The organism is Cellvibrio sp. KY-YJ-3 (assembly GCF_008806955.1).
Taxonomy (GTDB): domain Bacteria; phylum Pseudomonadota; class Gammaproteobacteria; order Pseudomonadales; family Cellvibrionaceae; genus Cellvibrio.
This window is the reverse complement of record NZ_CP031727.1, coordinates 1638036-1652495: the sequence shown is the minus strand read 5'-3', so window position 1 is coordinate 1652495 and position 14460 is coordinate 1638036. Positions and strand designations below refer to the sequence as shown.

Below are 14460 nucleotides of genomic sequence, written 5' to 3'. Positions count from 1 at the left end.
TGGGTTATCTCCCGTTTTTTATTTGACCGATGGCCAAGTTTCAACCTCTGAACTGACAGCTGACTTAATTTTATTAAATACGTTGCGCATTTCAGCCGGACTCAAATGGAAGGTGATAGGCTCAATCCGGGATGGCTTTGCACCCAACCCCAAGAGCAGCCATTGCTGCCATTGCCTTTTATAGATTTCATGTTCATAAGCCGGCAATTTACCCCGATGCACAAATAAATCCAACTTATGCTGAAGCTGGGAAGACACTTTGCAATGATTGATGGCAGCAAACGTACCGGGCAGCTTTCGTTCAACCTGAATATATACTGCCTGGGATAAATCACGTAGATTTTCATAAGCTGCAATCAAGCGCTGGTTGTATTCACTTGCAGCTGAAGGCCCATCAGGCAATGCCGGATAAAATTGCTGCAGCATTCGCAACGCTATCCAAATTAAATCTACTTCACACACCAATGGCGAGTGCAGGTTAATTAACGCCCTGCCTAAATGTAATAATTGATTTTCACGCGGACTTGCTACGCAGCCCGAAAAAAGCTCGGCGTTTTCCTCGCTCACAGGCTCATCAGGCAAAACGTAGGTCGTAGTTTCTTGCGAGTCAGCCGCATAACGGGTTATTCGCCATTCATTATGACCAAACTCAACATCACTCACCAAGCGCCGCCGTTCTTGCGCAGTATTTTTGCGTGTCACTTGAGTGAAAGGAATAAATTCCCGCCAACTGTTACAAGATGCGACTTGATCGCGCAGTTTCGGGCAAGTATTTATCAGAAAGTCAGCGCCAGCCTTATCGCCACTGTGAAATTCAATGCGGTAGCCATCAGTGCTTTTTAATAAATAATTAATTGGACGACTATCCTCTTGGACACCTGCTTTTTTACAAAGGTGCTGCAGCCATTGGATATAGTTTTTTGTCAAAAAACTATATGAAGTCTGATAGGTAGCGCGAATTGATAACTGATCTCTTGATGGCAACATAAAACGATTGTTTTTGGCTGCCAGTGCAGCAACCGATAAACCATTCAAGTCACTGTGTTCGGCCTCGAGCATTGCACGAATATAAAGCTGGTGAAATTCTATAGCGCCCAGAGGGGAGCCATATTCACCCCATATATGATAAAAATCATTGTGTGAACTTTGCGCCAACTCATATTGAGAAGAAATTTTATAGCAAGTACCCAAAGTCGGAGTGGCTGCACAGGCAGAAATAAACTGCTGGTCAGATACACCCACAAGCGACAAAAAGCCGGAAAAGTCGGGAATTGGATTTTGAATTGAATCATCACAACCCTGACTTGCGCCAGTGAATATTGATATATTTGGGCGCTGGCTTGCTGGCTGCACAGCAAAAAATGCAGCAGCCATCCAGGCTGCAATATCATTTCCGATAACACCTATAGATTTCATAGCGCACCACCATACAAACTCATCCTTGGCTTGACATAATTCGCTGCCCTTTCCCCTGCTGATAGCTTCTGCAGTGCAGCCATATGCGATGGCATTTTTTCAACAAGACTGCGTAGATGGTTGGGAATTTTTTGGATCAGTGGCAGAAGTTCTTGTGGGGGAATTTGTTGAACGCGCGAATCTGTCCTTTCAGGAAAAAAGCCCTGACCCAAATACACCGCCAACCAACTTGGTGGCATAAACAAACCTGCATCATACTCCACAACAACCGCACTCTCTTTGAACACTTGCATTTTATGTTGCAGTGAGTCGGGCACACTCATGTTAGCAGTTTGCTGCCAGAAACCTTCCGTCCGATTGTTTAAGTGATAGTGCAAAATAATGAAGTCGCGTATTTTTTCGTATTCATCAGCAACCATTCGATTAAACTCTTTTGCATCGAGTTCAAAATCGCTGGAGATAGGTAAAAGCTCTAATAATTTGTATATGCCAACCTGAATTAAATAAATACTGGTTGATTCAAGCGGCTCAAGAAATCCACTTGCCAGACCTATGGAGACACAATTTTTTTCCCACGCCCGGTGACGCATTCCCGCTTCAAAATCAATCCGGCGCGGATCGGCCAGGGGCTTGCCCTGCACATGTGCCAACAAAATATCCACAGCTTGCTGATCGCTACAAAACGATGAACAGAAAACGTGGCCATTACCCATGCGATGCTGGAGTGGAATTTGCCAACACCAACCAGCTGACTTTGCACTGGAGCGGGTATAGGGCCGGATAGCGGCAATTAATTCGCTGGGCATGGCATATGCACGATCACAGGGCAACCAGCGGTTCCAACTGGTGAAGGGAACCTTTAACTCCTGCCCCAATAAGCGCGCACGAAAGCCGCTGCAATCGATAAAAAAATCACCCGCGATGATTTCTCCATTACTCAGATTAAGGCTTTCGATAAAACCAGAATCCTGATTCAGTTTGACGCTAACAACCTCTCCCTCAACCCGCTGCACACCCCGCGCTTCGCTATAGTCGCGCAAAAAAACGGCGTAAGCACCCGCATCCAAATGGTAAGCATAGGAAAATGTAGACTCGACAGAGTCCTGTTTAGCAGAGGGATATATAAATCGCTCACCGGCAGCCATGACATTCGCCAGTGAGTAACGATCAAATGCTTCTACCTCTGCCTGCTGACGGGCACGCAGCCAGTAGTGATGAAATGGAATGCCTTTAATGGGGAACCCATGATCGCCAAAGGGATGCAAATAATCGCTCGACTCCCCCCCCAACCTTCAAATCGGATACCCAATTTATAGGTGGCATGGGTTCTGCACATAAATTCGTTTTCGTCGATGCCGAGCATGTCATTAAACACGCGAATATGCGGAATAGTTGCTTCACCTACGCCAACAGTTCCAATCGCCGCGGACTCCACTAACACAATTTCTGTGGTCTCGGATTTGACAAAACGTGACAGGGCCGCCGCAGTCATCCAACCCGCAGTTCCACCACCCAGAATTACTATTTTTTTTATGCTTGATTTATTCAAGGAGAGTGCTCCCGGACCACGATGGTAATTAACCGCTCGATTTCACATCTAATTTTTATCGATAATTTTTCTCTTCAAACAAAAAAGCGCGCCCTGTTGGGGGCGCGCTCTCCTTGCAGCAGCCAAAAAAGGCTTAGAAGGTTGCTCGTACCAAGAAGGTATAGCGGCGGTCGTTAACAAACCAAGAACGCCCTAATCTCAGATTATCATCAACCTGCATAAAGGTGCGGGTTTCTGTATTGAGCAAGTTAACGCCCTGGAAGCCGACCTGTACATTATCCGTTACGTTGTAAAAAATAGATCCATCCATAAAGCCAGCATCATCGTTGTAAACCGGCAAGCCGGTAATTACATCGCGAGAGGTCAACAGGTATTCCGAACGCCAATTGTAAGCAAGACGTACCGACCAGTCGTTCTTGTCATACATCAACACGAAGTTAGCGGTATGGTCTGACTGCCCCTGTAGCGGAATATCGCCACCGAACGCAAAATCAGTTCCGCCGTCCAGGTTGGAGTTTGGAACACCGCGCGCTTCAATGTAAGAGTAGTTGGCCTGAATACCAAAACCATCCCACGGCGCTGGCAACATGTCGTAGAACTGGGTGTAACCCAATTCAAACCCTTTCATCTCACCCTTACCACCGTTTTGTGGACCAGATACAAACACTGTCTGGGTCACACCGGAAACAGGGTTGGTAAATTCACGGTTGTAGGCGCCGTTAATGAAGAAGTTCTTAAGATCCTTGTAGAAGAAGGATGCGGTCAATGAACCCACTTTACTGAAATACCATTCAAACGATGCATCGTATTGAATAGATTCCATCGGCATCAACAGCGGGTTCCCTGATGAACCTGTCCAGCCACCGAAGGTAATGCTGTCCGCATCGACAATACGCTGCTGGTTAACAATCTCACCATCAGGACCTCTGTATACGGGGTTACCGGCTTCGTTGAACTCGGGCTGACCAGTAGTCGGGTCTATAGTCGCTGGTAAACCAGAGACATGGCGCTCCCCCGTTGTAGGATCGATTGGTGTATCCGGGTGAGGATTGTTTGGTCCCCAGTAGGGGTCTTTGAAGTTATAGGTGAAGCCATCGTTACTGCCAATGTTGGTGTAGTTGCGCAAATCGCCAATATCCGGCAATGCGATAGCTTTGGATACTGCAAAACGACCTATGACTTCAGGGGTTAGCTCTATCTTTAAGTTAAAGCTGGGCAGAATGTCATCGTAAGTGCGCTTGGCGAGGTTGGGCGTATAGGCGTCGTTCGCAAAGCCAATGTAGATATCATCCACATAGTTGGAGGGTGAACCGAGGAATTCATTCTCGGGATCAAACAGGTCGAAGTCAGTACCCGTTACGTTGCGAGGATCCCAATCAGCCGGTAGTTTTTCACTGCGTCTCAACTCTGGATAAGTTGTAAAACCAGCGGTCTCGTTGGTAATACGCACGTAACGCACACCGATGTTACCGGAGGCGCGACGCTCGCCAATATCGGTTTCAAAGTCCAAGCGCACATAGGCGGCCTGATTTTCTTCGGTAGTGGAGTTGATTTCACTGTCGCGGAAGAAACCGTTCAAGTCAGTAGACGCCAGACAGCGGCCTGCAACCGGATCCCACTCTGACTGGACGCGTTCCGCAGAAGGACGCCATTCATCCGCACAGGTGTCATTGTCACTTGGGTTATACAGTGGCGCAAAGTAAGTTCCCCAGTTTGCGTAGTCCTTGACCAGCGCATCACTTGGGTGAAGCATTTTGTTGCCGCCTTCAATACTTACCACATCGCCACGGTAGAAGTCGCTCCAGTCAAGTGTCGTAACCTGAGCCATTGGCGTGTCTTTAACCGCAGCAGAATCCAACCAACCTACAGGGTTATCCCAAATTGGCGCTAAACGACCCCAGTTGTAGGCAGAGTTGCGAACCGTTTGCTCACGCTCGGCAGCACGCAAACCCGCTTTGACTTTAGTGAAGAAACCATCATCAAATGCATAGGTACCGTCGATACGCACGGCGTCAGACTGACCTTCGCTGCGCTCATAGTGATCCATAGCAGCGTTGTAGTTGTAAGAGCTGGCGTTCTGGAAGTAAGGCACTTCACCGTTTGCATAATCGCGACCATCAGCCGCATGCGCTGCCAGATTTTCTGGTGTAGCAAACGCCCATGGGTTGCTGATACTCAGTGAAGGCAGACCTCTGAGGTCGTAATCCATAATGGCGTGGGTCATCAACATCAAGGTTACGTCATCATCGTTGGTTTCTGCTTCGATGTGTTGGAAGTCAAAAATCAATTCAAATTTTTCGCTTGGCGCCCACTTCAAATTAAATGCATAGTCGTCGACGATAGTTTCGGTTTTCTTGTAACGATTATCCGCCTGGAAACGGTGACCGAATGCGTAAACAGGAGAGGTGCCCCAGCCCGCACTTGGAGAAACGTTATGGGGGATACGGTCATCGTCACCACGCCAGCCATCAGCCACGTCGGCTAAAGATCCGTTTAAGAACACACCATTCTCGTCAAACTCATACTCTTCACCAGGGGCGCCCCAAGTTCTATCGGTATTGAAACCCGTTTGATATTTAACTGCATTTTCAGTCCATGCCAGTGTTGCATCGGAGCGCATAAACTGCAGACTGGCGAGCAGCGTATCGTCAGCACTTTCCCATTGGGTGGCCAAAGCAATACCGGTGCGGTCACGCTCGTCGTTCTTCATCGTCATATTGGCACCGTTGGGAACAAGCACCCCCTTCGTGCCTACTGGCGGGATGTTTGCGGTACCGCTGTTTGGGCCGGAAAAATAAAAACTGCCGTCATACACATAAGGGTTTTCGGCATACTCGAATCCGGGTAACTGGACATTGCCGCCCGCAGATAAGCGCGGCTCCAAGCGGCGGAATTCATAACGATCCGTCTGAATACCGTGAGAACTGGCCTCCAGTTTTGAATCTGATAAATTGACCAGGAAACCGAACTCACCCACATCGGTATCCCAACGATCACTAAAGAGCGCCGAGATAGTGGGCGTAGCTTCTTCTACCATATCGCCATAGGTCACATCTGCAGACACAGCAAAACGGCGACCGTCCTGATCGAAAGGCTTACGGGTACGCAGGCTCACAGTGCCCGAAATACCGCCTTCAATCATATCTGCAGTTTGGTTTTTGTAGATATCCACACCAGCCATCAGCTCGGGCGGAACGTCCTGAAAGTTCAAACCACGACCAGAGTTGGCAGTGAATGAATCGCGACCATTAAACTCACTGCGAGTCTGCGACATACCACGAATCACTGCACCCGAACCTTCTACACCGAAGTGGTCCGGGTCATTCGCGGCGGCGAAACGCTCAATGGAAACACCAGGAACACGCTGCATAGCTTCAAGAACGCTGCGATCAGGCAAAGAACCAATGTCTTCTGCAGAAATTGCGTCCACAAATGTATCGGCATTACGTTTTATTTCCTGCGCGTTTTGCAGGTCAGCACGAACACCAGTAACAATAATTTCCTCTACACCAGTACCCTGTTCTTCATCTGTGCTTTGCGAAAAAGACGGAACACTCAACGCCATGATGCACATGGCCAACATGGATTTTTTAAACTTGACGCCCTGCTGATGTGCGGTCTTTTGATTTTTATGGAAAACCATAGCCAACCCCTTTTTGTTAAATTTATCTTTAGGTGATTTTCGTATTGCTTTTTACTTCAGGAAGCACCCAGTCCTCCTCGTATGTGGACTAGGATTCTAGCGCTAGACTTTATCTTGCATACTTGTAAACACAGGTCACAAGATGATCACATGCTACGCCAATGATGATTATTGTGTCAATCTGACCATAAGTCATTTTTGGATCACTTCCCACGATGAATATTAGCCTCTATCTACAATAGTGACAGCGCTATCAACAAAAAAGTAGAGCCGCAATTCATTCGTAATTATTATTTTTATCAACAAAAAAGCCCGCTCAAAGGGCGGGCTTTTAGGGTATATCCGGGATGGGAAATTAAGCTTGGAAGGGATGACGCAAAACGATAGTTTCGATGCGATCAGGGCCAGTGGAGATAATATCAATTGGAGCCTTAATTAATACTTCCAAGCGGCTGATATAGGCACGCGCATTGGCAGGTAATTGTTCCAGGGTTTGTGCGCCTACAGTGGATTCACTCCAGCCGGGCATCTCTTCATAGATGGGTTTGAGATCAGCCCAACCTTCGGCATCGTAGGGCATACCGACAATCGCATTGCCTTTAGCATCCTGATAGCCGATACAGATTTTCACTGTTTCCAAACCATCGAGTACGTCGAGTTTGGTCAAGCAGATGCCAGTCACACTGTTGATGCGATTGGCATGACGCACGGCAACGGCATCAAACCAGCCACAGCGACGCTTACGACCAGTAGTGGCGCCAAACTCATGACCTTTTTTACCCAAGTATTCGCCTATTTCACAACCTAACTCAGTGGGGAATGGGCCTGAACCCACACGGGTGGTATAGGCCTTGGTGATGCCGAGCACATAATCCAGATAGAGTGGGCCAAAACCTGAACCTGTGGCAGTGCCGCCAGCCGTGGTATTAGACGAGGTCACAAAGGGATAGGTGCCGTGGTCGATGTCGAGCAGCGAACCTTGGGCACCTTCAAAAAGAATGCTTTCACCTTGCTCGCGTGCGCTGTGCAACAGCTCGGTGACATCGGCCATCATCGGCATTAATTGCGCCGCCCAGACTTTGCAGTCGGCCAGCACCTTATCAAAATCCACCGCCTCAACCTTGTAGTACTGGGTCAGGGCAAAGTTGTGGTACTCAAGAATCGCTTTGAGTTTGATAGCAAAACTGTCCATATCGACCAAATCGCCCAACCGCAGGCCGCGACGCGCTACCTTGTCTTCGTAAGCTGGGCCAATACCGCGACCAGTGGTGCCGATTTTGGCATCGCCGCGCGCCAATTCGCGCGCCTGATCCAAAGCAACATGGTATTGCAGGATCAAGGGGCAAGCAGGTGACAGACGCAAGCGGCTGCGAACTGGCACACCAGTCGCCTCCAACTCGGTAATTTCTTTTAACAGGGCTTCGGGTGATAACACCACACCATTGCCGATCAAGCAGGTTACGCCATCGCGCAAAATGCCGGAGGGAATCAAGTGCAACACGGTTTTTTTACCGTCGATCACCAGTGTATGACCCGCATTGTGACCGCCCTGAAAGCGTGTCACCAGGGAGACCTGATCGGTCAACAAATCCACGATCTTGCCCTTGCCTTCATCACCCCACTGGGTGCCCAATACCACGACGTTCTTGCCCATGACTGGTTTAACTCTCTGTGCTAGATAAATAAAGAAAACTGACCGATTAACAGGCTACCAGCTGGTAGCTGCCATTTCGTAACAGCAGTTGACGATCACAACCCAGCTCCGCCAGATCGGCCTCGCCACTTACCGCCACAACTCGCTCACCTTGCTGGCGCAAATCTTGTACTGCTTGCCACTGGGCTGGATCGCTGTTTTCAACTACCGCAATCGCGCTCACCTGCTCTTTGTGCAACAAGCCTAATTTACTGATAGCAGTGATATCCACTGCAAAACCGGTCGCAGGGCGCGCACGCCCAAAGACCTCGCCAATGTGATCGTAGCGACCGCCGCTGGCGATGGGGTTGCCATAGCCGGGCGCAAACGCCGCAAATACCAAACCGGTCAAATAGTGATAACCGCGCAACTCGCCCAAATCGAAATAAAGCTCAGCATTGGGGTAGCGCTGTTCAATAACCTGCGCCACTTGATCGAGCTGATCAACTGCTGCCTGTGCGGCGGGCAGCGCAACAAATAGCTCACGCGCTTTTTGCAAAACGGTTTTATTGCCAGCCAGACCGGGCAATGCCAAAAACAGTGCCGCCGTGCTGGTGTCGTCGATATTTGTATCAACCCAGACGCGAATTTCTGTAGTGGCTTTACGCTGTAGCAATTCAAAGAAGGCATCTTCCTGTACCTTGCTCAAACCAGCTGCGGCGGCAATAGCGCGATAAATGCCAACATGGCCTAAATCGATATGTTGTCGCGGCAAACCCGCCACACTGAGCGACTCCAGCAGCAGTGACACCACTTCTATATCAGCCGCGATAGTTGACTCGCCGTAAAACTCAAGGCCAGCTTGAATAGGTGTACGCGTCGCGAGCGGATTCTTGGGGCGGGTATGAACTACATGACCGGCGTAACAAAGGCGGTTAGCGCCAGTACGCTTAAAACTGTGAGCATCCATACGCGCGGTCTGCGGCGTGATGTCAGCGCGAATCCCCAAGGTACGGCCGCTGAGTTGATCGGTCACTTTAAAGGTGAGCAGATCAACATCGCGCCCCAATCCGATTAATAAGGAGTCGGTGTATTCCAGCAGTGGTGGAATCACCATGTCATAGCCCCAAGTGCTGTACAAATCCAGCAACCGGCGGCGCAAACTATCTATAGCTTTGGCTTCGGCGGGCAGGATTTCTTCCACTCCGTCCGGTAACAGCCAGCGATCAGCGTAGGTCATAAGCGACTCTGGTAGAGAAACAAAACCGGATGGTCCGGCACGCACGCATAAAAAAACCGAGCGATCGGCTCGGTTGCGGCATTTTAACACTGTTTGGTGCGGGATTTGTAGGCCAATTACACTTGGATCATCCCGCCCCAAAAAGAATCGCCCGCAGAGCGGGCGATTTCAACTTAGTTCTTGCCTTGAGGGTCTTTTAAGTAGCGGAAGAAATCGCTGTTGGGGTCAACCACCATCAAATCCTCTTTACCACTGAAACTCTGGCGATAAGCATTGAGGCTGCGCACAAAACTGTAGAACTCAGGATCTTTACTGTATGCCTGGGCAAAAATTGCCGCGGCTTGGGCATCGCCATCACCGCGAATACGCTCCGCATCGCGATAGGCATTAGCCTCCAATATTGACACCTGCTTGTCTGCATCCGCACCAATTACTTCAGCCTGCTCTTTACCCTGTGAACGATATTCACGTGCCTCTTTTTCACGATCAGCAGCCATACGGGCGAATACTGGCTGACTTGCCTCAGCCGGGAAATCAATGCGTTTAACACGAATATCTTTTACTTCGATACCCAGTAGCTTCACGGCATCAAGATTAATACTGGCGGTAATCTCGCTCATTAATTCATCGCGCTTACCCGACACCACATCATGCAATGTGCGACGACCAAACTGGTTACGCAAGCCATCGGCAACCCGCTGGGCAAGCCGGTTTTCTGCGGTTAATTCATCACCACCCGTTGCCTTATAGTAAACCTCGACATCTTTCACTTGCCACTTGATGTAGGAATCCACCATCAACCGCTTATTTTCAACAGTAAAGAAGCTTTCTGTTGCCATATCGGCGGTCAATAAACGGCCATCAAACTTGCGCACCTTTTCGGCAAAAGGCACTTTAAAGTGCAAACCTGGCGGCACATCCGCTTTCACCAAACGACCAAATTGCAATACCACTGCGCGCTGGTATTCAGTGACTACGTAAGCCGAGTTAGCAAAAATAACCAAACCGACCAACAGCGCAACTATTGATAAGAGACCTTTACTAGACATTAGCGCATCTCCCGACGAACAAGTGGCGTAGCCGATTCAACTGGCTGAGCAGCACGACTATTGAAATTTTCTGGTTGTGATTTTGGTTCGGCGACCGACTGACGATTCCCCATGCGATCCAGAGGGAGATAAAGCATGTTGTTTCCACCGGCGACATCTACCATTACCTTGGACGAATTAGTCATCACACTTTCCATGGTTTCTATATACAGTCGCTGACGCGTCACTTCGGGGGCACGCTTATATTCTGTTAGTAAGCTTTCAAAACGATCCGATTCACCTTCGGCGCGTGCAATTACTTCAGCTTTGTAGGCTTCTGCTTCTTCGATCATCCGCTGGGCGCGACCACGAGCTTCAGGAATAATACCGTTAGCGTAGGCCTGAGCCTGCGCCTTGAATCTGGCCTCATCTTCTTTAGCCCTGATCACATCATCAAACGCCGAGCGAACCTCTTCTGGCGGGCGAGCATCCTGAATATTCACCGTGTTGACTTGAATACCTGCACCATAGGCATCAAGGTAAGACTGCAAGCGCTGCTTAACTTCCACTGCAATCGCCTGACGCCCTTCGGACAAGACTTGATTTAACTCGCTGGAACCAACGACATGGCGCACCGCTGAATCTGTGGCATGACGGAGACTGGTTTCAGGGTCGCGCACGTTCAATACAAATGCTTTTACATCAGAGACGTTGTATTGCACAGAGATAGGCAGCTCTACAATACTTTCATCCTCAGTCAGCATCAGACCACGTGATGGATACTGACGCTCACCGGTGACATTGACCTTAATTACATCGGTAATCAGTGGCGCGTTCCAATTCAGGCCTTCCGTTTTGATTTCCGAGAAGGCGCCAAATTTCAGCACTACAGCGCGCTCTTTGGCATCCACTTGATAGACTCCCGAGCCGATATAAATCAGCAATGCAACCACAGCAAAAATGCCAAATAGTGGCTTCATATTCGCGTTGCCAGTTGAGCGCCCACCTGATCCGCCGCCGCCAAACATGCCGTTGAGTTTGTCTTGCAACTTTTTAAATGCCTCATCCAAGTCCGGCGGGCCATCGTTGCCATTTTTATTACCGCGACCACTCCAGGGGTCTTTGTCTTTTCCCGGTTCGTTCCAGGCCATACTATTTCTCCACATAGAAAGTAAAACTGGTTTGGGATTTAATTAACTATTCCTGTGCAACCGGCATATCCGGTAGTGTTCCTGACTCATCCCACAACAGACTCTCAAAAGCTATATTTGCCGCACTGAGAATCCGCAATAAATCATCTTTGGGTATACGTACTTGCAGCAGACTTGCGCCATCCGCGCGGTGATTTTCGCTCACTACCGCCTGTTGTGCATAGAGCATAGCGCGCAAGCGCCCCTGTGTTGGCGGGACAACCAGGCAGCCGCTGACAAGCTCTTTTCCCAGCACTTCTGAGATCGCCTGATTTAACAGCTTACAACCAGCACCTGTCTGCGCAGACAGCCAAACCGCAATCGGTTTGCCGGTTTCATCGCGATCGATATGCGGGCCGGTATCTGCCAGCAAGTCTACTTTGTTATAGACGCGCAATTGCGGTAAATCTGCCGCCTCAATTTCTTCCAGCACCAGTTCCACCTGTTCAATATTGCGCAGGCGCTCTTCAGCTGCTGAATCTATCACATGCAAGAGTAAAGTTGAGTTGCTAGCTTCTTCAAGTGTCGCTTTGAATGCCTCCACCAGTCGGTGCGGCAAGTGACTAATAAAACCTACCGTATCCGCCAGCACTACTGCACCAACATCAGATAGTTCGATTCGGCGCATGGTTGGATCAAGGGTGGCAAATAATTTATTTTCAGCGTAAACGTCAGCACCGGTAATACGATTGAACAGGGTAGATTTACCCGCGTTGGTATAGCCCACCAGCGACACGGTCGGAATAGCCGCGCGTTGACGCGAACGCCGCCCTTGCTCACGCTGGGAGCGAACTTTTTCCAGGCGCTGCTCAATTTGCCCAATACGATTACGCAACAAACGACGGTCAGTTTCCAGCTGGGTTTCCCCCGGACCGCGCAAACCGATACCACCTTTCTGACGCTCAAGGTGAGTCCAGCCCCGAATCAAACGCGTGGCACTGTGACGCAATTGCGCCAACTCAACTTGCAACTTACCCTCAAAGGTTCGTGCGCGCTGGGCGAAAATATCAAGAATTAAACCGGTGCGATCAAGTACGCGGCACTGTAGCTCGCGCTCCAGATTGCGTTCCTGACTGGGGGTTAAAGTATGATTAAAAATAACCAGCTCGGCGCCGTTATCGACGACCAACTGTTGCAGCTCCTGCAATTTGCCGGTGCTGATAAGGAATTTTGCAGTGGGGACAATTCGCGATCCGGTTAAAAATGCTACAGGGTCGCCCCCGGCAGATAAAACCAACTCTTCGAATTCACGGGGGTCTTCGGCGTCTTGGCCGTGAGACAAATTCAGGTGAACCAGCACTGCTAGCTCACCCGATTCGGGACGATCAAAAAACAATTAGCGACCTCGAGTCAGTATCAATGATTTGATAGATTACTCGGCTTGCTCGTCTTCTTCACCTTCAACGCCGCCTTCGTTCAACAGCGGAACGCGAACAGCACGGGATGGAACAACAGTGGAGATTGCATGCTTGTAAACCATTTGGCTTACGGTGTTTTTCAACAGCACGACAAACTGATCAAATGACTCAACCTGGCCTTGTAACTTAATTCCATTTACCAGGTAAATGGATACAGGCACACGCTCTTTGCGCAGAACGTTCAGGTAAGGGTCTTGTAAGCTATGCCCTTTTGACATGTTTATCTCCTAGGGACAATAAAAATTATAGTAATTTACCCACCTAAAACACCCAATAGATCCATCGGGAGGAGGTGGAAGAAAGCATGAAAATCAGATTAGGCTTCTCACGTGGGCATTATATGGCGGTGCGACCTATAAAATTCAAGGCGCAATGCACAATTTCTTCCTTCGTGAGTGAAATTCCCTGATCAGTCTCCGTGCTTAACCAGTGTAGTTCACTATTTGAGCTTGTCGACCAACCGCGCAACCAAGTAAATTGTCTCTTGGCTAACTGCCGGGTAGCGATAATTCCACGCTCACGCATTTCGTTGTAATCGACTCGCCCATCAAGATAATCCCACACTTGGCGGTAACCCACCGCACGAATGGCAGGCAAATCGGGTTGCAGATCACCGCGCGCATAAAGCGCCCGCACTTCATTTACTAAACCACTGACCAGCATTTTTTCGAATCGTTCAGCAATACGCCGATGCAAGGTGGCGCGATCACGTGGTGCTATGGCAATTTGATAAACAGTAAAGCGCTCACAAAACGCACTGGTTTGCGGCTGTGCATGTTGCACCTCACGCAATTGCGCCATGGTTTTACCACTCACGCGATAAACTTCCAGCGCGCGACTAAGCCGCTGCGAATGATTGGGGTGAATGTCGGCGGCAGTCTGCGGGTCAACCAAGGCGAGCTGGGCATGGATATGCGGCCAACCGAACTCTGCCGCTTCACGTTCAATTTGCGCACGCACTTCAGTATCTGCGGCAGGCATTTCGGCCAAGCCATCGAGCAGCGCACGAAAATAGAGCATGGTGCCGCCAACTAAGAGTGGAATTTTCCCCTGCGCGTGGATCGCATTAATTTCGCGCTCGGCATCGGCGACAAAATCGGCAACGGAATAGGGCTCTGCCGGGTCGCGGATATCAATCAGGCGATGCGGGGTTTCCGCCAATTCGGCGGCACTGGGTTTGGCCGAACCAATATCCATACCGCGATAAACCAGCGCCGAATCCACGCTGATTAACTCCACCGGCAATAATTTGCTCAAGCTGATCGCCAAGTCCGTTTTGCCCGAGGCTGTTGGCCCCATCAAAAAAATTACCAGCGGTTTCTGCGCAGTTGTTGTCATGATTG

The 14460-nt window shown here is 49.5% G+C and carries 9 protein-coding genes and 1 pseudogene; all 10 read right to left on the bottom strand.

Annotated features, from left to right (window positions below; genetic code table 11):
* Positions 1-18: 18 nt before the first annotated feature.
* A complete protein-coding gene (locus D0B88_RS06955) occupies positions 19-1416 on the bottom strand; it encodes a tryptophan 7-halogenase (protein WP_151056129.1) in 1398 nt (465 codons plus the stop codon).
* Positions 1413-2908 (bottom strand): annotated as a pseudogene (locus D0B88_RS06950) (tryptophan halogenase family protein). Before D0B88_RS06950 ends, D0B88_RS06955 begins: the two are co-directional and overlap by 4 nt.
* Before the next feature lie 190 nt (positions 2909-3098).
* On the bottom strand, positions 3099-6608 hold the full coding sequence (locus tag D0B88_RS18985) for a TonB-dependent receptor (protein ID WP_191966538.1): 3510 nt from the start codon (positions 6606-6608) through the stop codon (positions 3099-3101).
* 355 nt (positions 6609-6963) lie between these two features.
* On the bottom strand, positions 6964-8262 hold the full coding sequence (locus D0B88_RS06935; RefSeq protein WP_040393320.1) for an adenylosuccinate synthase: 1299 nt from the start codon (positions 8260-8262) through the stop codon (positions 6964-6966).
* 46 nt (positions 8263-8308) lie between these two features.
* Positions 8309-9481, bottom strand: coding sequence for an ATP phosphoribosyltransferase regulatory subunit (locus D0B88_RS06930; RefSeq protein WP_151056124.1), 1173 nt, complete (start codon positions 9479-9481; stop codon positions 8309-8311).
* Between the two features lie 173 nt (positions 9482-9654).
* Positions 9655-10530, bottom strand: a complete 876-nt coding sequence (gene hflC / locus D0B88_RS06925) for a protease modulator HflC (protein WP_007645037.1) — start codon at positions 10528-10530, stop codon at positions 9655-9657.
* Entirely contained in the window at positions 10530-11660 is a 1131-nt protein-coding gene (gene hflK / locus D0B88_RS06920) for an FtsH protease activity modulator HflK (protein WP_007645038.1), read from the bottom strand. The genes hflC and hflK overlap by 1 nt, the downstream gene beginning before the upstream one ends.
* A gap of 46 nt (positions 11661-11706) precedes the next feature.
* A complete protein-coding gene (gene hflX / locus D0B88_RS06915; RefSeq protein WP_151056121.1) occupies positions 11707-13035 on the bottom strand; it encodes a ribosome rescue GTPase HflX in 1329 nt (442 codons plus the stop codon).
* Between the two features lie 36 nt (positions 13036-13071).
* Complete coding sequence (gene hfq / locus D0B88_RS06910) at positions 13072-13335, bottom strand: RNA chaperone Hfq (RefSeq protein ID WP_007645040.1); 264 nt, start codon at positions 13333-13335, stop codon at positions 13072-13074.
* A 118-nt stretch (positions 13336-13453) separates the two neighbouring features.
* Positions 13454-14455 (bottom strand): tRNA (adenosine(37)-N6)-dimethylallyltransferase MiaA, encoded by a 1002-nt coding sequence (gene miaA, locus D0B88_RS06905; RefSeq protein WP_151056120.1) that lies wholly within the window; start codon positions 14453-14455, stop codon positions 13454-13456.
* Between the last annotated feature and the right edge of the window lie 5 nt (positions 14456-14460).